Annotated in this window: 18 protein-coding genes and 4 tRNA genes; 21 read left to right on the top strand and 1 reads right to left on the bottom strand. The window is 40.3% G+C overall.

The window, feature by feature from the left end:
• The first annotated feature begins 3 nt into the window (after positions 1–3).
• The 5 genes from mnmG (at position 4) to EP737_RS14150 (ending at position 5,583) form a co-directional block, all read left to right on the top strand.
• The gene (mnmG, locus tag EP737_RS14130) at positions 4–1,893 is read left to right on the top strand and encodes a tRNA uridine-5-carboxymethylaminomethyl(34) synthesis enzyme MnmG (RefSeq protein ID WP_129728624.1); all 1,890 of its coding nucleotides are present in this window, start codon (positions 4–6) and stop codon (positions 1,891–1,893) included.
• Between the two features lie 21 nt (positions 1,894–1,914).
• Positions 1,915–2,634, top strand: coding sequence for a 16S rRNA (guanine(527)-N(7))-methyltransferase RsmG (rsmG, locus tag EP737_RS14135; RefSeq protein ID WP_129728625.1), 720 nt, complete (start codon positions 1,915–1,917; stop codon positions 2,632–2,634).
• 108 nt (positions 2,635–2,742) lie between these two features.
• Positions 2,743–3,594 carry a nucleoid occlusion protein gene (gene noc, locus EP737_RS14140; RefSeq protein WP_129728626.1) on the top strand — a complete coding sequence of 284 codons (852 nt, stop codon included), beginning with the start codon at positions 2,743–2,745 and terminating at the stop codon, positions 3,592–3,594.
• Between the two features lie 380 nt (positions 3,595–3,974).
• Positions 3,975–4,736 (top strand): ParA family protein, encoded by a 762-nt coding sequence (locus tag EP737_RS14145; RefSeq protein ID WP_129728627.1) that lies wholly within the window; start codon positions 3,975–3,977, stop codon positions 4,734–4,736.
• Positions 4,729–5,583: a ParB/RepB/Spo0J family partition protein gene (locus EP737_RS14150; protein ID WP_129728628.1), complete on the top strand. Its 855-nt coding sequence runs from the start codon at positions 4,729–4,731 to the stop codon at positions 5,581–5,583. The genes EP737_RS14145 and EP737_RS14150 overlap by 8 nt, the downstream gene beginning before the upstream one ends.
• 7 nt (positions 5,584–5,590) lie before the next feature.
• Here EP737_RS14150 and yyaC read toward each other — a convergent pair whose 3' ends face one another.
• Positions 5,591–6,190 carry a spore protease YyaC gene (gene yyaC / locus EP737_RS14155; protein WP_129728629.1) on the bottom strand — a complete coding sequence of 200 codons (600 nt, stop codon included), beginning with the start codon at positions 6,188–6,190 and terminating at the stop codon, positions 5,591–5,593.
• Between the two features lie 172 nt (positions 6,191–6,362).
• On the opposite strand from yyaC, the gene EP737_RS14160 reads away from it, so the two are divergent.
• The 16 genes from EP737_RS14160 (at position 6,363) to yycF (ending at position 18,646) form a co-directional block, all read left to right on the top strand.
• Positions 6,363–7,244: a mechanosensitive ion channel family protein gene (locus EP737_RS14160; RefSeq protein ID WP_129728630.1), complete on the top strand. Its 882-nt coding sequence runs from the start codon at positions 6,363–6,365 to the stop codon at positions 7,242–7,244.
• 26 nt (positions 7,245–7,270) lie between these two features.
• Complete coding sequence (locus EP737_RS14165) at positions 7,271–7,477, top strand: DUF951 domain-containing protein (protein WP_129728631.1); 207 nt, start codon at positions 7,271–7,273, stop codon at positions 7,475–7,477.
• Positions 7,478–7,565: 88 nt separating this feature from the next.
• The gene (gene ychF, locus EP737_RS14170) at positions 7,566–8,666 is read left to right on the top strand and encodes a redox-regulated ATPase YchF (protein WP_129728713.1); all 1,101 of its coding nucleotides are present in this window, start codon (positions 7,566–7,568) and stop codon (positions 8,664–8,666) included.
• 349 nt (positions 8,667–9,015) lie between these two features.
• Positions 9,016–9,303: a 30S ribosomal protein S6 gene (rpsF, locus tag EP737_RS14175; protein WP_129728632.1), complete on the top strand. Its 288-nt coding sequence runs from the start codon at positions 9,016–9,018 to the stop codon at positions 9,301–9,303.
• A gap of 28 nt (positions 9,304–9,331) precedes the next feature.
• Positions 9,332–9,859, top strand: a complete 528-nt coding sequence (ssb, locus tag EP737_RS14180; protein ID WP_129728633.1) for a single-stranded DNA-binding protein — start codon at positions 9,332–9,334, stop codon at positions 9,857–9,859.
• Between the two features lie 45 nt (positions 9,860–9,904).
• Entirely contained in the window at positions 9,905–10,141 is a 237-nt protein-coding gene (gene rpsR, locus EP737_RS14185; RefSeq protein ID WP_129728634.1) for a 30S ribosomal protein S18, read from the top strand.
• A 117-nt stretch (positions 10,142–10,258) separates the two neighbouring features.
• The gene (locus tag EP737_RS14190) at positions 10,259–11,218 is read left to right on the top strand and encodes a YybS family protein (protein WP_129728635.1); all 960 of its coding nucleotides are present in this window, start codon (positions 10,259–10,261) and stop codon (positions 11,216–11,218) included.
• A 100-nt stretch (positions 11,219–11,318) separates the two neighbouring features.
• Complete coding sequence (locus EP737_RS14195) at positions 11,319–13,292, top strand: DHH family phosphoesterase (RefSeq protein ID WP_129728636.1); 1,974 nt, start codon at positions 11,319–11,321, stop codon at positions 13,290–13,292.
• A complete protein-coding gene (rplI, locus tag EP737_RS14200; RefSeq protein WP_129728637.1) occupies positions 13,289–13,735 on the top strand; it encodes a 50S ribosomal protein L9 in 447 nt (148 codons plus the stop codon). Before EP737_RS14195 ends, rplI begins: the two co-directional genes overlap by 4 nt.
• Positions 13,736–13,895: 160 nt before the next feature.
• The gene (gene dnaB, locus EP737_RS14205) at positions 13,896–15,257 is read left to right on the top strand and encodes a replicative DNA helicase (RefSeq protein WP_129728638.1); all 1,362 of its coding nucleotides are present in this window, start codon (positions 13,896–13,898) and stop codon (positions 15,255–15,257) included.
• A gap of 301 nt (positions 15,258–15,558) precedes the next feature.
• On the top strand, positions 15,559–16,848 hold the full coding sequence (locus EP737_RS14210; RefSeq protein ID WP_129728639.1) for an adenylosuccinate synthase: 1,290 nt from the start codon (positions 15,559–15,561) through the stop codon (positions 16,846–16,848).
• 344 nt (positions 16,849–17,192) lie between these two features.
• Positions 17,193–17,268 (top strand) — tRNA-Lys (locus EP737_RS14215).
• 9 nt (positions 17,269–17,277) lie between these two features.
• Positions 17,278–17,349, top strand: a tRNA-Glu gene (locus EP737_RS14220).
• A gap of 20 nt (positions 17,350–17,369) precedes the next feature.
• Positions 17,370–17,445, top strand: a tRNA-Asp gene (locus tag EP737_RS14225).
• A gap of 39 nt (positions 17,446–17,484) precedes the next feature.
• A tRNA-Phe gene (locus tag EP737_RS14230) sits at positions 17,485–17,557 on the top strand.
• A gap of 381 nt (positions 17,558–17,938) precedes the next feature.
• The gene (gene yycF, locus EP737_RS14235; RefSeq protein ID WP_129728640.1) at positions 17,939–18,646 is read left to right on the top strand and encodes a response regulator YycF; all 708 of its coding nucleotides are present in this window, start codon (positions 17,939–17,941) and stop codon (positions 18,644–18,646) included.

Consider the following 18,646-nt stretch of genomic DNA (forward strand, 5'->3'; position numbering starts at 1 on the left):
AGTATGGGATACAAGGCCGGTTCTTATGATGTAATCGTAATCGGCGCAGGCCACGCAGGTTGTGAAGCTGGCTTAGCTGCTGCTCGTATGGGAGCAAAAACGTTGATGTTAACAATCAACTTAGATATGGTGGCATTTATGCCATGTAATCCTTCTGTCGGTGGCCCGGCAAAGGGGATTGTTGTACGTGAGCTAGATGCATTAGGCGGGGAAATGGGCCGGAATATTGATAAAACACATATTCAAATGCGTATGCTAAATACCGGAAAAGGACCCGCTGTCCGTGCCTTGCGTGCACAAGCGGATAAGTTCGCCTATCAACACGAGATGAAAAAAACGATGGAAAATACACCTAATCTTTCCTTGCAGCAGGGCATGGTTGAACGGCTAATCGTGGAGGAAGGTATATGCACAGGTGTTATTACAAAGACAGGGGCAGAGTATGAAGCAAAGACTGTTGTTATTACGACAGGAACATTTTTGCGCGGGGAGATTATTATCGGTGATTTGAAATACTCAAGCGGGCCGAATAATCAGCAGCCATCAGTCAAGCTTTCAGAGCATTTAGAGGAATTGGGCCTTGAGTTGGTACGCTTTAAAACGGGAACTCCGCCACGTGTACACAGCGAGACAATTGATTACAGCAAAACTGAAATTCAGCCTGGAGACGAAACGCCTCGAGCATTTTCCTTTGAGACAACAAAGTTTATTTTAGACCAAATTCCATGCTGGTTAACGTATACGAGCGAAGAAACACATCGCCTTATTGATGCGAACCTACATCGCTCAGCGATGTATTCAGGTATGATTAAAGGTACAGGGCCACGCTATTGCCCATCCATTGAAGATAAGGTAGTACGCTTCCACGATAAGCCAAGGCATCAAATTTTCCTAGAGCCAGAAGGACGGCATACACAAGAGGTTTATGTACAAGGATTATCCACAAGTTTACCAGAGGATGTACAGCGTGAAATTTTGCGTACAATACCTGGACTTGAAAATGTAGAGATGATGCGGACGGGTTATGCTATTGAATATGATGCAATTGTACCAACTCAGCTTTGGCCGACATTAGAAACAAAAAATATTAAAAGTTTATATACAGCAGGACAGATTAACGGAACATCTGGCTATGAGGAAGCAGCAGGACAAGGATTGATGGCTGGAATTAATGCGGCTTGTAGAGCTTTGGGAAAACAAGAAGTTATACTAGATCGTTCAGAGGCTTACATTGGTGTATTAATTGATGATTTAGTAACAAAGGGAACGAATGAGCCATATCGTTTATTAACTTCACGTGCTGAATATCGTTTATTGCTCCGTCATGATAATGCTGATTTGCGCCTTACAGAAATTGGGTATAAAATTGGTCTTATTCCAGAGGAGCGTTATGCTCGTTTTCAAACGAAAAAAGAACAAATTGAGCGTGAAAAGGACCGCCTTGCAGGTTTAATCATTAAGCCGCGTGCTGAAGTACAGGAACTCATTCGCAATGCTGGGGGGAGTGAGCTAAAGGACGGTATTCGTGCAAGTGATCTGTTGAGAAGAACAGAGATGACATATGAGCATATCCGTAACATTTCTCCAAGTGAGGATTTCATCCCGGCTGAAGTAGCGGAACAGGTTGAAATTCAAATTAAATATGAGGGCTACATCGAAAAGTCCATTCAACAAGTAGAGAGAATGAAAAAAATGGAAAACAAGAAGATTCCGGTTGATATTGACTATGATGCAATTACGGGCTTGGCATCAGAAGCTCGTCAAAAGCTTAAGCAGGTGCGTCCGCTTTCTGTTGGGCAGGCCTCCCGTATTTCCGGCGTAAACCCTGCAGACGTTTCTATTTTACTTGTATATCTTGAGCAAGGAAAAATCGCAAGAGTATCGAACCAATAAAGAGTTAGGGGATATTACTGTATGAATGCGCAACAGTTTCAAAATATGCTCCAGGAGAAAGGGATTTCTCTCTCTCCTGAACAAATGCAACAATTCGAAAGATATTATGAGCTGCTCATAGAGTGGAATGAGAAAATGAATCTAACAGCTATTGTAGAAAAAGAGGAAGTATATTTAAAGCACTTTTTTGACTCTATTACAGCAGCCTTTTATCATGACTTTTCCAAGCCGCTTTCTCTTTGTGACGTCGGTGCTGGAGCTGGGTTTCCAAGTATCCCCTTGAAAATCTGCTTTCCGGAGCTGAAGGTTACAATTGTAGACTCTCTGCAAAAAAGAATTACTTTTTTAAATCAGTTAGCAACAGATTTAAACCTAAAGAATGTAACTTTTTATCATGACCGTGCGGAGACATTTGGACGAAGAGAAGAGATTCGTGAATCATTTGATATTGTGACGGCACGTGCCGTTGCTCGACTTTCCGTCTTGAGTGAGTTATGCCTTCCTTTAGTAAAGGTTGGCGGCGCCTTTATTGCTATGAAGGGAGCTGCTGCAAAAGAGGAGCTTGAGAGCGGAAAACATGCTGTGCAAGTGTTAGGTGGGGAAGTAAAGCAAATTTCGACCTTCCAACTACCAGTAGAAGAAAGTGAACGTAATATTCTCTATATTGAAAAGAAGAGAAAAACTCCAAAGAAGTATCCTCGTAAACCTGGGATGCCGAACAAAGTGCCTATTGAAAAATAAAATGTATTGTGAGTAACATGGGGATATGTACATACTCACAATGGTGTTTTACCTGAAACACTTTATATAGAGAAAGTATCCAATAGGAGTTAAGGGTGGTGGAGTACAATGAAGAATACGTTCTCCCGTCTATTTGGATTTGGAGAGAGGGACACAGAAATAACCCTGCATGAGGAAGCGCGCGAAGAGATAAAGCAAATTCCTATTGCAGATATTATTCCAAACCGCTATCAACCACGCACTGTTTTTGATGATAGAAGAATTGAGGAACTTGCTCTTACTATTCGAACACATGGTATCATCCAACCTATTGTCGTTCGTGCGTATGGTATGGGACAATATGAGATTATTGCCGGGGAAAGAAGATTTCGGGCCGTTACAAAGCTGGGATGGGAGACTATTCCGGCTGTTGTAAAAAATATGAGTGATACAGAAACCGCTTCGGTTGCTTTAATTGAAAACCTGCAGCGAGAAGAGTTAACAGCTATTGAAGAGGCCTTTGCTTATCAAAAGTTATTAGAGCTGCATGATTTAACGCAGGAAGCTCTTGCGCAACGTCTCGGAAGAGGACAATCAACTGTTGCAAACAAGCTTCGGCTGTTAAAGCTCCCAGAGGAAGTAAAACAATCCCTATTAGAGAAAAGAATTACAGAACGTCATGCACGTGCTATCATTCCATTAAAAAATAAAGAACAGCAGTTAAAGGTATTACAAGAAATCGAGGAAAAGCAGTTAAATGTGAAGCAAACTGAGGAGCGGGTTGAAAGGCTTTTAGAAATGACTGCTCCTAAAGCTAAGGCGAAGCAGAAACGAAAGGCTTTTAGTCGGGATACACGCATTGCAATGAACACAATTCGTCAATCATTAGAAATGGTGTCGAACAGTGGATTACAGGTAAATGCTGAAGAAAAGGAATTTGAGGAGTATTATCAGATTACAATTACAATTCCAAAGAAGTAATAGAATTAAGTAGCTAAAAGACTTTTCCTATCCAACGGAGAAGTCTTTTTTACACTGAAAATATAACTTTTTGAGGATCCCTGGCCGATCGGCAAGTTTTCTTTACACTGTAGGAAAGTATAAATTTCTAGCCAGAAGTGAACTTGACGTAGCGAGGAATTTTAAGAATACAGTATAAGTAGGGCTGCGCCTCTGTCTTCGTCTATCAGCTTGCCAATCAGCAAGTTTTCTTTAGATATTTTATAATCTAAAAAGCAGGAGATTACGAATGAGATTTTGAAGTTAAATACAGAAATAAAAATGAAAGCAGGCTCGTTCGTGTTACAATAAGAATGGTGTCTGCTAACAGAACGGACAGAAAGTTGAAAGTAGGTGACAACATGGGAACTATCATTTCAATTGCGAATCAAAAAGGGGGAGTTGGAAAAACAACAACTTCCGTGAATTTAGGTGCCGGTTTAGCTTGTTTAGGGAAAAAGGTTCTTCTTGTTGACATTGACGCACAAGGGAATGCAACTACGGGAGTTGGCATAGATAAAGCAGCTATAGAGCAATGCGTATATAATGTGCTTGTAGAGGACCAGGATATTCGAGCTATTATAAAGCCGACTACAGTAAAAGATCTGGATATTCTTCCAGCAACTATTCAATTGGCAGGAGCAGAAATTGAACTTGTACCGACAATATCAAGGGAGATTCGTCTGAAACGTGCCCTTCAGCCTGTTCGAGATGAGTATGATTACATCATTATTGACTGTCCTCCTTCTCTCGGACTACTGACAATTAATGCATTAACAGCTTCTGATTCAGTTATCATCCCTGTCCAATGTGAATATTACGCTATGGAAGGACTCAGCCAACTTTTAAATACTGTTCGGCTTGTACAAAAGCATTTAAACAAAGAGCTTGCTATTCAAGGAGTCCTTTTAACAATGCTTGATGCTAGAACAAATCTTGGTCTTCAAGTAATCGATGAGGTGAAGAAATATTTTAGGGATAAGGTGTATCGCTCCGTTATTCCGAGAAATGTTCGTTTAAGTGAGGCACCAAGTCATGGCAAACCAATTATGTTATATGATGCTAAGTCAAGAGGTTCAGAAGTGTACTTAGATTTAGCAAAGGAAGTGATTACAGGTGGCTAAAGGCCTTGGAAAGGGAATTCAAGCTTTATTTCCGGATTTGGATGTCACGGAAGAAGAAGCTGTGAAGGAAATTGCAATTAACCAGCTGCGGCCCAATCCATACCAACCGCGAAAACACTTTCAGGAAGAAGCGATTCAAGAATTAAAAGAATCTATTCTTGAATATGGCATTATACAGCCTATTATTGTGAGGAAGAGTATTAAAGGTTATGAAATTGTAGCAGGAGAACGAAGATTCCGGGCTGCGAAGGAAGCAAACTTAGAAACTGTACCTGTTGTGATAAGAGGTTTGACAGACCAGCAAATGATGGAATTGGCGTTGCTGGAAAATCTACAGCGGGAAGATCTAACACCGATGGAAGAAGCGTCTGCCTATCAGCTGTTAATGGATGAATTAAAACTCACTCAGGATCAGTTGGCAAAACGTCTTGGAAAAAGTAGACCGCATATTTCTAATCATATACGCCTCCTCTCCCTTCCTGAGGATATTCAACAGCTGATCTCAAATGGAACTCTTTCTATGGGACATGGAAGAACTTTGTTAGGCTTAAAAGATAAAACGAAAATAGCAACTGTTGTAAAGCAGATTGAAAAAGAGGGCCTTAATGTAAGGCAATTAGAGCAGCTTATTCAACGGATAAATCAAGATGTTTCACGTGAAACAAAAGAGGATAAAAAGGAGAAAAATATCTTTTTTCAAGAACAGGAATCCTTCCTTCGTGATCATTTTGGAACAGCTGTTAAAATTAGCAAAGGCAGCAAAAAAGGTAAAATAGAAATTGATTTCTTTAGTGAAGAAGACTTACAGCGTATTCTGGACCTTCTTGCTGGAGAAAATAAGAAATAAACCATCCTCATAGATGGTTTATTTTTTTGGATACTGTCAGATACCGATCTGTTTTTTGAATGCCCGCAGCAATAACATCAGCCATTTTCATTACTAGATTTAACCTTGTGTTCTGTAATACAAAAAACTCCATGAATCCTTGAATATTCACAACACCATGGATGTGTATGTTTCCAACAGGAGGAAGTTTTTTATTCATTGCTGCACCAGGCCTGCTTGGGCCTTGGCCAACAGAAATTGCGCCAATGCTTTGAGCTTTGCCAAGACATGCATCGAGTGCTATTACAAAAGGTTGTACATATTGTTTTTTGATAGATAGGAGAGTTTCTTCTAGGTTCAGGGCATGAACAGGGTCCTCTAAGGTCCCGAATACATTGAAATTCTCTAAGCTTCGTTCAGAGAGTTTGGAACCAACGAGCGGACCAAGGGAATCTCCTGTAGAACGATCTGTTCCGATACAAACAAGAACAATAGGATTTGTTATTTTTTCTGTAAGATGGACGGACAATAAACGACTTAAGCGATCTCCAGCTGCTGTTTCATGGTAGAAAACAGATTGTGGTCCCTTATCAAAGAAAGGATTTTTCTTCAGCGTTTCTAAATTCACAAGCATCCACCCTTTATTGTAATGTTATCAGTATATAAAAAATAATTCCAATTTATACCTGTTTGTATAAAAAATAAAGAACCTGTCATCAGAATGTTTTAGAAGCAAATCAGGAATTCTGTTACAATAAGGAGTGGATTCGATAACCGAAATAAGAGAAAGGCAGGTTAAAATGACTGAGCTCGATAATTTGTATGTAAAATTTACAGCCTATCTTCTAGATCCTACTTTATGGCAAAGAACTGGAATTTCAATTCTTAAAATTATCTTTATTATTGCGGCAGCGAGTGTGGTAATTCGCGCTGGGCGGGCAATTATTCAAAAAGCCTTTAAAATCAAAACAAGGAACCCGCTCCAAATGTCGGAACGTCGACTGGCCACGATTGCTAAATTATTGGAAAATGTTCTTACTTATGCAGTGTTTTTTGTTGTGATTGTTATGATTCTTGGAGTACTCGGTATTGATACAAAAGGATTAATTGCGGGAGCTGGTGTCGTTGGGCTGGCCGTTGGATTTGGTGCACAAAACTTAGTTCGTGATGTAATTACCGGCTTCTTTATTTTATTAGAGGATCAGTTTTCAGTAGGTGACTATGTTCGAGTAGGCAATTTTGAAGGAACTATCCAAGAAATTGGATTGCGTACAACGAAAATCAAAAATTGGACGGGTGAATTACATATTCTTCCAAATGGGAATATTAAGGAAGTAACAAATTTCTCTTTAAATAATAGTGTAGCATTTGTTGATATAAGCATTTCCTACGAGAGCGATATTCATCATGCAGAACGAGTAATAGAAGACTTATTAGATGAGCTTCCTATGCGCTATGAGCAAATGGTGAAACGTCCGGAGTTATTGGGAGTTCAGCAGATAGGGAATTCAGAAGTCACGCTTCGTGTCACTTGTGAAACACAGCCGATGCAGCATTTTGCTGTTTCAAGAGCATTACGTAAGGAAATTAAGCTGCGGCTTGATGAAAATGGAATCGAAATTCCATACCCGCGTATGGTTCTATATAGTCGTCAAGGGAATGAAACAAAGCAGGCGAACTGATATTAAGCAAGAGGAGTTTAGAGATTATGGAGCAGAAGCAATATGATTTAAATGATGTTGTGGAAATGAAAAAGCCTCATCCATGTGGAGTAAACCGCTGGAAAATTATTCGAATGGGAATGGATATTCGGGTTAAGTGTGAAGGCTGCTCTCATTCTGTTTTAATTCCGCGGCGGGAATTTGATCGAAAACTAAAGAAGGTACTTGTTAGACAAGAAGATAGTGAAGCTTGAGCAGCCGCCTTGTGCGGCTGTTTCTATGCTTGTCATTTCATGTATTACTATCTATAATGATGAAAGATTACTTATGGGAGTGAAAGCAATGGGATTAACAGCTGGGATCGTTGGCTTACCAAACGTAGGGAAGTCAACGCTGTTTAATGCAATTACGCAAGCAGGTGCAGAATCCGCCAATTATCCATTCTGTACAATTGACCCGAACGTAGGGATTGTAGAAGTACCGGATCACCGTTTGAATAAGCTTACCGAGCTTGTACAGCCGAAGAAAACAGTTCCGACTGTGTTTGAGTTCACTGATATTGCTGGTATTGTAAAGGGTGCGAGTAAGGGAGAAGGATTAGGGAATAAGTTCTTATCTCATATTCGTCAAGTGGATGCAATTTGCCAAGTTGTTCGCTGCTTTGAAGATGAAAATATTACACATGTATCTGGTAAAGTAGATCCAATTGCGGATATTGAGACGATTAACTTGGAATTAATTTTGGCAGACTTGGAATCAGTAGAAAAGAGAATTGACCGTGTTGCTAAGCTGGCTAAGCAAAAGGATAAGGAAGCAGCATATGAGCATGATATTTTAGTTCGTTTGAAGGACGCATTTGAAAAAGATCAGCCTGCTCGTACAGTAGAATTTACAGAAGAAGAAATGAAGGTTGTCAGAGCTCTTCATCTTTTAACAATTAAGCCGATGCTATATGTAGCAAATGTCGGAGAAGATGATATTATCGATCCTTCAGGTAATGAGTATGTACAAATGGTTAAAGAATTTGCTGCGAAGGATAATGCAGAAGTTATTGTTGTTTGCGCAAAAATTGAAGCTGAAATCTCAGAATTGGATGATGAAGAGAAAAAGGCCTTCTTAGAAGAATTAGGGATTGAAGAATCCGGGTTGGATCAATTGATTCGAGCAGCTTACCATTTGCTTGGTCTTGCTACGTATTTTACAGCAGGTGTACAAGAGGTTCGTGCATGGACGTTCCGTAAAGGAATGAAGGCACCTCAATGTGCGGGGATTATTCATACTGATTTTGAAAGAGGCTTTATCCGAGCAGAAACAGTATCTTATGATGATTTGCTTCAGAATGGCTCAATGACTGCTGCTCGTGAAGCTGGAAAAGTACGTTTAGAAGGAAAAGAGTATATTATGAAGGACGGAGATGTGGTACACTTCCGTTTTAATGTATAAGAATGCTTTTTAATGAAATGGCATGTTCTTTGCTTTTGGCATAAGACATGCTGTTTTATTTTGCACTTTCAGGAAGTATAAATTTCTAGCTGGAGACAATTCGACGTAGTGAAAAATTTTAGGGGTAAAGTATAGGTAGGGCTCGCCAATCAGCGAGTGAAAAATTAAGTAGTAACAGACAGGCCTTAACCTTCCTATCCTTAGAGGGAAGCTAGACTCGTTTCACTTTTCTTTTTCAGCTAGTTGATTCCCCTAACCTACTATGATATAATCTAGACTTGTGAGTAATTACAAAAATTGCTCCTTGCCCATTAGTGGGCCGTTTAGTCCAAAAGGAGGTGACATTAGGATGAAAAAGTATGAGATTATGTACATCATCCGCCCGAACATGGAAGAGGAAGCTCAAAAAGCATTAGTTGAGCGTTTCGCCAATGTTTTAACAACAAACGGTGCGGAAATTGCAAACGTAAAAGAGTGGGGAAAACGCCGCTTAGCTTACGAAATCAACGACTTCCGCGAGGGCGTATACATGCTATCTAAAGTAAACGCACCTGCAGCTGCAGTTCAAGAATTCGAGCGTTTAGCGAAAATTAGCGAAGATATCATTCGCCACATCGTTGTGCGTGAAGAAGAATAAGATATATTTTTGAGGGAGAGTGGTTCGGATGATGAATCGCGTAGTACTCGTCGGTCGTTTAACTAAAGATCCGGAATTGCGTTACACGCCAAATGGCATCGCGGTAGCTACTTTTACGCTGGCTGTGAATCGCGCATTTTCAAATCAGCAGGGCGAACGCGAAGCTGATTTTATTAACTGTGTTGTATGGCGCAAACCAGCAGAGAATGTAGCAAACTTTTTGAAAAAGGGCAGCCTTGCCGGTGTGGATGGCCGTCTTCAATCTCGTAGCTATGAGGGACAAGATGGGAAGCGTGTGTATGTAACAGAAGTTGTTGCAGATAGCGTACAGTTCTTAGAGACAAGGTCAGGCGCAGCGAATGGGGAACAGCGTGGTTCGTTCAATCAGCAGCCACAATCCTTTGGCAATTACGGAAATCAAGGACCGCAAAATCCATCGTACGGAGGCGGCGCTCCAGCTGGAAACCAAGGGAAATCTAATTTCCAGAGAAATGATGACCCGTTTGCCAATGTAGGTCAACCGATTGATATTTCGGACGATGATTTACCATTTTAATATATAGATCGGCTTACTATAACAAAAGAATGGAGGGAATTTGAAATGGCTGGTGGACGTAAAGGCGGACGTGCAAAACGTCGTAAAGTGTGCTACTTCACTGCAAATGGCATCACTAAAATTGATTACAAAGATCTTGATCTTTTAAAACGTTTCGTATCTGAGCGTGGTAAGATTTTACCTCGTCGTGTAACAGGTACTAGCGCAAGATACCAACGCAAACTTACAGTTGCGATTAAACGTGCTCGTCAAATGGCACTTTTACCATACGTTGCAGAATAAGAACGTTAAAAAATGCACAGTAAAGGGCATCCTCTACTGTGCATTTTGTTGTTTTATTAACTTCTTTCTTGTTTAATCTATGAAAGAAAACGGTTAAAATAGAGAAGGAATAAGTAAATGAAGCGAGGAAAACGCATGAAAAATACGAGGTTTATCACAGAAGGGGCAGTCTTATTAGCAGTCTACATTATTTTGCTGCTGGCATCCCTTTATATACCAATACTGAATTTTTTCATTTCATTAGCATTACCGCTCCCGTTTATCTTATTTTCGATACGTTATGATGTGAAGCGTAGTCTCATTCTGGTGGCAGTGGCTTCCTTAGTGACAATGATTGTCAGCTCACCACTTACTATCACAAATACTGTGATGTTTGGGACAGCTGGAATTGTGTTTGGAAGTATGTATAAAAGGAACAGAAAGCCTTTAGAAATTTTGCTTGCAGGAACTCTTATTTACATAGTAAATATCGTTGTGTTATATATTGTGAGTATACAACTGCTGCATTATAACTTTATCACTGAATTAAAGGACGTATTTAATCAGTCCATTCAACAGGCTGAACAAATTACAAAAGCAACCGGTGCTCAAGTGAATGAAGAGCAGATGAAACAATTAAAGCAAACGCTAGGGCTAATTGGTTACCTGTTACCGATGTTAGTTGTTGCAAGTGGATTAATGATGGCTTGGTTCACTCAGTTGATTGCGGCTCCAGTTTTAAAGCGCTTAAGAAATCCTGTACAGCCTTGGCCGCCATTTCGTGATATTCAATTTCCTAAAAGTGTTCTTTGGTATTATGTTCTTTTTCTCATTATAACTATGTTTTATAAGGCAGAGGAAGGAACATACTTATATATTGCTTTATTAAATTTGAACTTTCTGCTTCAATGGATTATGGCAGCACAAGGTTTCTCATTTATAGCCTTCTGGTCTCATAGCAAGGGCTATCCTAAGGCATTCCCAATTATACTTTTTGTTGTTTCGTTATTAATGACCATTTTATTTTCTCTCGTAAGTTTCTTAGGTATAATAGATTTAGGTTTTGGACTTCGGAATAGGCTAGAAAAACGTGTATAGCACAAAATGCTCTTATACAAGGAGTGGGGTTTAAAAGAGGCATGTTTACAAGGCTCTTTCAGATGTATAGTTCGTCAAGTTTTTTATAGGAGTTGAACGTATGCCTGAATTTTATAAGAAACAAAAGTTTCTTTATCCTATTTATGCCCTAACGCTCTTAACTCTCTTGTTAGTTACAGTTCTCGTATATTACAACTGGATATTTGGTGTGGCTGCCTCCTTCCTTTTTTGCTTGATTGTATTGGTTTTAATCAAGTTTGAATTGGCATTTCGGAAAAATCTAGAACAATATACGTCTGATATGATTACAAGAGTTAAGAAAGTAAGTGACGAAGCATTGAATCAAATGCCGATTGGGATTCTGCTATACAACAAGGAGTATGGAATTGACTGGGCAAACCCTTATTTAACTTCCTGCTTTGGTCATCAATCCCTGGCTGGATGGCATTTGTATGACTTGTCAGAGGCGTTGTTGTTACTTGTGAAGCAAGAAATGATTGCTGATGTTATTACATTAAATAAGCGGAAGTTTCGTGTGTTTGTGCGGCGCGAGGAAAAGCTTATTTATTTTTTCGATGTAACAGAGCAGACGCACATTGAAAAAATGTATGAGGATCAAAGAACAGTGCTAGCTGTCATTTACTTGGATAATTATGACGAAGTAACACAAGGACTTGATGATCAGCAAAGAACAAATATTACCAGTCATGTTACTGCAATTTTAAATAGTTGGGCACTGAAATATGGTATGTATTTAAAGCGTGTTTCCTCTGAGCGCTTTTTCGTTGTATTGAATGAAAGTATTTTGCTGCAGGTGGAGAAGAGTAAATTTGATATTTTGGACCAAGTGCGCGAGGAAACAGCGAAACGCAATATTCCACTTACATTAAGTATTGGTGTCGGTTCAGGAGCCCTTGAGCTTCCAGAATTAGGCGTAATGGCACAATCTGGGCTTGATCTTGCATTAGGCCGCGGAGGCGACCAGGTGGCTGTTAAACAGGCGACAGGAAAGGTGAAATTTTACGGTGGTAAAACCAACCCGATAGAGAAGCGAACAAGGGTTAGGGCACGTGTGATTTCCCATGCCTTAAAGGATCTTGTACTTGAAAGCAATAATATTATCATTATGGGTCATAAATTACCTGACATGGATGCTCTAGGAGCTGCGATCGGTATTTTAAAGGTTGCGGAACTGAATGAACGCGAAGGATATATTGTTTTAGATGAACAAGGCCTCGATAAGGGTGTGAAGCGGCTCATTGAAGAGCTTAAGCAGCAGCCTGTGCTTTGGTCTCGGTTCATTAGCCCAGAACAAGCGCTTGAGCTTGCTACGGATGAATCGCTCCTCGTTATTGTAGATACACATAAGCCGTCTATGGTGATTGAGCCACAATTATTAAGTACAATTGAAAATGTTGTAGTGATTGACCATCATCGCCGTGGAGAGGATTTTATTGAAGATCCACTTCTTGTGTATATGGAGCCATATGCCTCCTCAACTGCTGAGCTTGTTACAGAGTTATTGGAATATCAACCAAAGCGCCTGAAAATGAGCATGCTTGAGGCGACCGCATTGTTGGCTGGTATTATTGTAGATACCAAAAGCTTTACCTTCCGCACAGGTTCTCGTACATTTGATGCAGCTTCCTATCTTCGTTCTCATGGAGCGGATACTGTTTTAGTTCAAAAGCTCCTGAAAGAGGATATGAACCAGTATTTAAAGATTGCCAAAACACTTCAAAATGCGTACATTTATAAAAACGGCATTGCCATCGCTACAGCGGAGGAAGGGCAGCTTCATGACCAAGTATTGATTGCCCAGGCTGCAGATACGCTTTTAACGATGACAGGCGTAGTAGCCTCTTTTGTAATTGCCAAACGAACAGAACAAATGATAGGCATGAGTGGGCGTTCACTTGGAGAAATTAATGTCCAAATTATTTTAGAGGCCCTCGGCGGGGGTGGACATTTAACGAATGCTGCTACACAAATGCATCATACATCCATTACAGAAGCAGAAAATCAGCTTAAAGCTGTTATAGATGAATATCTTCAGGGAGGGACAAAGGAATGAAGGTTATCTTTTTAAAAGACGTAAAAGGCAAAGGAAAAAAAGGTGAGGTTAAAAATGTAGCAGATGGCTACGCTCAAAACTTCCTTTTAAAGCAGGGATTAGCAGTTGAAGCTACAAATGCAAATGTGAGCACATTGGATGCAAAGAAGCGTAAGGAAGAAAAGGAAGCAGAGCAGGAGCTTGAAAATAGCAAAAAATTGAAAGAAACCTTAGAAACATTGACAGTCAACTTAAAAGCAAAGTCTGGAGAAGGCGGTCGATTGTTCGGTTCCATTACGAGCAAGCAAATTGCTGAGGAGTTGCAAAAGGCGCATGGTTTCAAGGTTGATAAACGTAAATTTGAGTTGCATGATGCGATTCGTACGTTAGGGCATACAAATGTCCCAGTAAAGCTTCACCCGCAAGTAACAGCAACATTAAAGGTACATGTAACTGAGCAGTAAGGCGCAGCTTTATATCGCTGTAGGAAAGGATAAATTTCCAGCTAGAGGTCATTTGGTACACTTGGGAATTTTAGGGATATAGTGTAAGGACAACTACGTCTCTGTCTTCGCCTAACGGCTTGCTAATCGACGAGTTTTCTTTAAAGGAGGATGGATAACTATGAGTGATTTATTTGCTGATCGTACCCCTCCGCAAAATATAGAAGCTGAACAGGCTGTTTTAGGAGCTGTGTTTTTAGAACCAGAGTCGTTAACACCGGCTTCAGAAATGCTAAGACCAGAGGATTTCTATCGTGCAGCCCACCAAAAAATATTTGAAATGATGTTGGCTCTCTCCAATAAGGGGGAGCCAATTGATTTGGTGACAGTAACCGCCGAGCTTGCAGATCAAAACCTGCTGGAGGAAGTCGGCGGTGTTTCTTATTTAGCGGACTTGGCAAATGCTGTTCCTACAGCGGCGAATGTTGAGTATTACGCAAGGATTATAGAAGAGAAATCAATCTTGCGCCGCCTTATCCGAACAGCTACAACCATTGCAACAGATGGCTACACACGTGAAGATGATGTAGAAGGTTTATTAAATGAATCAGAACGGAAAATCTTAGAGGTATCCCAGCGCAAAAATACAAAAGGGTTCCAAAATATAAAGGATGTTCTCGTTGCGGCATATGATAAGATTGAAACGCTGCATAATCGTAAAGGTGATATTACAGGTATTCCGACAGGGTTTATCGAGCTAGATAAAATGACAGCTGGGTTTCAGCGGAATGATTTAATCATCGTCGCTGCCCGTCCTTCTGTAGGTAAAACAGCATTTGCTTTGAATATTGCGCAAAATGTAGCGACGAAAACGGATGAAAATGTAGCTATCTTTAGTTTAGAGATGGGATCTGATCAGCTTGTTATGCGTATGCTTTGCGCAGAAGGAAATATTGATGCACAGCGTTTACGTACAGGGGCATTAACAGCTGAGGATTGGGCAAAGCTCACAATGGCAATGGGGAGCTTAGCGAATGGCGGGATTTATATTGATGATACGCCAGGAATTCGTGTAAGTGAAATTCGTGCAAAATGCCGCCGTTTGAAACAGGAGAGTGGTCTAGGCATGATTTTGATAGATTATCTCCAACTTATCCAGGGAAGTGGAAAGTCTGGTGAAAATCGTCAACAGGAAGTGTCGGAAATTTCCAGATCCCTTAAGGCACTCGCAAGGGAACTGCAGGTTCCTGTTATTGCCTTATCACAGCTATCACGTGGAGTAGAATCGCGTCAGGACAAACGTCCGATGATGTCTGACATTCGAGAATCTGGAAGTATCGAGCAGGATGCTGATATTGTTGCCTTCTTATATCGTGAAGACTATTATGAGCGTGAGACAGAAAATAAAAATACTATTGAAATTATTATTGCGAAGCAGCGTAATGGTCCTGTTGGCACAGTGCAGCTTGCTTTTGTAAAAGAATATAATAAGTTTGTGAATTTAGACCGACGATATGATGAAGGTGCAGCACCGCCAGCATAAAAAAAAGAACACATCGCATGATAAGGATGTGTTCTTTTTTTGCCCTGTAAGAAAGTGCTATTTTCAACTGGCAGCCAATTCGATGCAGTAGGAAACTTTAGGAATACAGCCTAAGGGCGACTGTACCTTTGTTTTCTTCTAACGGCTCGCCAGTCAGCAAATTTTCTTTAAAATAACAAGGTATCTTACGAACGAAGGTTAATGTCAAAAATTAAAATGTTCGTTTTTTCGTTGACTTCTTTCATCATTTTGGTAAAATGGTATTGTTTGAGTTCGTTTTAAATTTGTGGAGGTGCTTTGAATGTCTTCAGTAGTAGTGGTAGGAACGCAATGGGGAGACGAAGGAAAAGGGAAAATTACCGATTTTCTTTCTCAGCATGCAGAGGTAGTTGCACGTTACCAAGGTGGAAATAATGCAGGTCATACAATTGTGTTTGGTGGAGAACGTTATAAACTTCACTTAATTCCATCTGGTATTTTTTATAAAGAAAAAATTTGCGTAATCGGAAACGGTATGGTAGTTGATCCGAAGGCGTTGGTAGAAGAGCTTGCATATTTACACGGTCATGGAGTGAGTACGGACAATCTGCGCATCAGCAACCGTGCCCATGTAATTCTGCCATATCACTTGAAACAGGATGAGCTTGAAGAAGAGCGTAAGGGAGACAATAAAATCGGAACGACAAAAAAAGGGATCGGACCGGCTTATATGGATAAAGCTGCACGGATTGGGATTCGTATCGCAGATCTTCTGGACCGCGAAGAGTTTTATACAAAGCTAGAGCGTAATTTAGCTGAAAAGAACCGCTTATTCGAAAAAATGTACGATGCAGAAGGTTTCAAAATTGAAGACATTTTTGAAGAGTATTTTGAGTATGGTCAGCAAATTAAAAAATATGTTTGTGATACATCGGTTGTATTGAACGATGCGCTGGATGAAGGCCGTCGCGTATTGTTTGAAGGAGCACAAGGCGTTATGCTTGATATCGATCAAGGTACGTATCCGTTTGTTACATCTTCCAACCCAGCTGCAGGCGGCGTAACAATTGGTTCTGGTGTAGGTCCTTCTAAAATTCAACGTGTAGTTGGTGTGTCTAAGGCATATACGACACGTGTAGGTGATGGTCCATTCCCAACTGAGCTTCATGACGAAATCGGAAATAAAATTCGTGAGGTAGGCCGTGAGTATGGTACAACAACTGGTCGTCCACGCCGCGTAGGTTGGTTTGACAGTGTAGTTGTTCGTCATGCACGCCGTGTAAGCGGAATTACAGATTTATCCCTAAATTCGATTGACGTATTAACAGGAATTCCAACACTAAAAATTTGTGTTGCTTATAAGTATAAAGGCGAAGTGGTTCATGAATTCCCAGCCAGCTTAAAGATTCTTGGTGAATGTGAGCCTGTTTATGAAGAGCTTCCAGGTTGGACAGAAGACATTACAGGCGCAAAAACATTGAGTGATCTTCCAGAAAATGCGAGACATTATGTAGAGCGTATATCTCAATTAACAGGTATTACTTTATCAGTATTTTCTGTAGGTCCAGATCGCAACCAAACAAATATAATTCGAAACGTGTACGGAGTATAAGGATCACAGAAAAGCATTGAATATTGTCGAAAAATGTTGTATATTTAGTCAGGGAAAGAGCCCTACTCTTCTGGGTTCTTTCCTTTTGACACTTATAAAAAAGGATACATTTCTAACTAGAAGTGAATTCGACGTGGCAGGAAACTTTAGCAACAAAGTGTAAGTGTAACTATGCCTCTGTTTTCGCAAAAATTTGGGGCCTGACAATCAGTGAGTTTAAAAAATAAAAAAATACTTGATTTCTATTTGAGTAATATGATAAGATATATCTTGTCGTTAAAAAATTAGTATATTTTTTGAGAGTGAATTATCGCTTTTCAAGACTAGTATCTTATTCACAATAAGAGCCATTAGCTCAGTCGGTAGAGCATCTGACTTTTAATCAGAGGGTCGAAGGTTCGAGTCCTTCATGGCTCACCATTTTAATGTGGCCCGTTGGTCAAGCGGTTAAGACACCGCCCTTTCACGGCGGTAACACGGGTTCGAATCCCGTACGGGTCACTTTTTTAATATTTATTCATGGTTCCGTGGTGTAGCGGTTAACATGCCTGCCTGTCACGCAGGAGATCGCGGGTTCGATCCCCGTCGGGACCGCCATTCTTGTTTCACCGTATTACGGTTTTACATAGATATTTTGGCTCGGTAGCTCAGTCGGTAGAGCAGCGGACTGAAAATCCTCGTGTCGGCGGTTCGATTCCGTCCCGAGCCACTTCAAGGACATTAAGTAGATAAAGCTTGATGTCCTTTCATTTTTTGCTCTTTAAGAAAATGTGTAAGTTTCCAGCTAGAGGTGAATTCTACGTAGCAGGAAATTTTAGAAGCAAAGTGTAAGTGCAACTATGTCTCTGTCCTCGCCCAAGAATGGGGCTCGCCAGTCGATGGGTTTTTCTTAGAAGGTATGGAACATTTGACAAGGTATATTCATGTACATGAATTTCTAGAGGAAATGATGTGTTTGCTCCCTTTGGGATGAAGCGACTTCAGTTTTACAAACAAAGATAATTCTTTTACAATAGATAATAGATGAGCCTCTAGCAGTAATAGCTAGGGGCTTTTGTGTAAAAATAGCGTCTGGGAGGGATAAAGCAATATGATGGGAAAAAAGATTTTAGTAGTGGATGATGAAAAACCAATTGCTGATATTTTAAAGTTCAATCTGGAAAAAGAAGGATTTGAAATCGTGTTAGCTCATGATGGAGAAGAGGCAATTGAAAAGGTACAGTCTGAACAACCAGATATGATATTGTTGGACATTATGCTTCCCGGAAAGGATGGATTAGAAGTTTGCCGTGAAGTACGAAAGAACTTCGAAATGCCAATTATCATGTTGACTGCGAAAAATTCTGAAATTGATAAAGTGCTTGGTTTAGAACTGGGAGCAGATGATTATGTGACCAAGCCGTTTAGCACACGGGAATTACTGGCACGTGTCAAAGCCAATCTTCGACGCCACCAACAAGGCGGTGGAAACGAGAAGGAAGAAAATATAGAGGTTACAGTTGGACCAATTGTAATTAATTCAAATGCATACAGTGTGATGAAGCGAGAGGAAAATATTGAACTGACACACAGGGAATTTGAACTGCTTCATTACTTGGCAAAGCATCTAGGACAAGTTATGACGCGTGAACACCTGTTGCAAACCGTATGGGGATATGATTATTTTGGTGACGTGCGTACAGTGGATGTCACGGTACGTCGCTTGCGTGAAAAGATTGAGGATAATCCAAGTCATCCTACTTTAATTGTGACAAGAAGAGGAGTCGGCTATTATCTCCGTGACCCGGAACAGGAGTAA

The sequence above is a fragment of the Ectobacillus funiculus genome, from assembly GCF_004138295.1.
Taxonomy (GTDB): domain Bacteria; phylum Bacillota; class Bacilli; order Bacillales; family Bacillaceae_G; genus Ectobacillus; species Ectobacillus funiculus.

What these genes read in the sequence shown, in the direction of transcription:
- rpsF (WP_129728632.1), top strand. Translation starts at nt 9,016, where the DNA reads ATGAAAAAGTATGAGATTATGTACATCATCCGCCCGAACATGGAAGAG.
- noc (WP_129728626.1), top strand. Translation starts at nt 2,743, where the DNA reads ATGAAGAATACGTTCTCCCGTCTATTTGGATTTGGAGAGAGGGACACA.
- rpsR (WP_129728634.1), top strand. Translation starts at nt 9,905, where the DNA reads ATGGCTGGTGGACGTAAAGGCGGACGTGCAAAACGTCGTAAAGTGTGC.
- EP737_RS14210 (WP_129728639.1), top strand. Translation starts at nt 15,559, where the DNA reads ATGTCTTCAGTAGTAGTGGTAGGAACGCAATGGGGAGACGAAGGAAAA.
- ychF (WP_129728713.1), top strand. Translation starts at nt 7,566, where the DNA reads ATGGGATTAACAGCTGGGATCGTTGGCTTACCAAACGTAGGGAAGTCA.
- yycF (WP_129728640.1), top strand. Translation starts at nt 17,939, where the DNA reads ATGATGGGAAAAAAGATTTTAGTAGTGGATGATGAAAAACCAATTGCT.
- EP737_RS14160 (WP_129728630.1), top strand. Translation starts at nt 6,363, where the DNA reads ATGACTGAGCTCGATAATTTGTATGTAAAATTTACAGCCTATCTTCTA.
- mnmG (WP_129728624.1), top strand. Translation starts at nt 4, where the DNA reads ATGGGATACAAGGCCGGTTCTTATGATGTAATCGTAATCGGCGCAGGC.
- EP737_RS14195 (WP_129728636.1), top strand. Translation starts at nt 11,319, where the DNA reads ATGCCTGAATTTTATAAGAAACAAAAGTTTCTTTATCCTATTTATGCC.
- ssb (WP_129728633.1), top strand. Translation starts at nt 9,332, where the DNA reads ATGATGAATCGCGTAGTACTCGTCGGTCGTTTAACTAAAGATCCGGAA.
- EP737_RS14165 (WP_129728631.1), top strand. Translation starts at nt 7,271, where the DNA reads ATGGAGCAGAAGCAATATGATTTAAATGATGTTGTGGAAATGAAAAAG.
- EP737_RS14145 (WP_129728627.1), top strand. Translation starts at nt 3,975, where the DNA reads ATGGGAACTATCATTTCAATTGCGAATCAAAAAGGGGGAGTTGGAAAA.
- dnaB (WP_129728638.1), top strand. Translation starts at nt 13,896, where the DNA reads ATGAGTGATTTATTTGCTGATCGTACCCCTCCGCAAAATATAGAAGCT.
- EP737_RS14190 (WP_129728635.1), top strand. Translation starts at nt 10,259, where the DNA reads ATGAAGCGAGGAAAACGCATGAAAAATACGAGGTTTATCACAGAAGGG.
- rplI (WP_129728637.1), top strand. Translation starts at nt 13,289, where the DNA reads ATGAAGGTTATCTTTTTAAAAGACGTAAAAGGCAAAGGAAAAAAAGGT.
- rsmG (WP_129728625.1), top strand. Translation starts at nt 1,915, where the DNA reads ATGAATGCGCAACAGTTTCAAAATATGCTCCAGGAGAAAGGGATTTCT.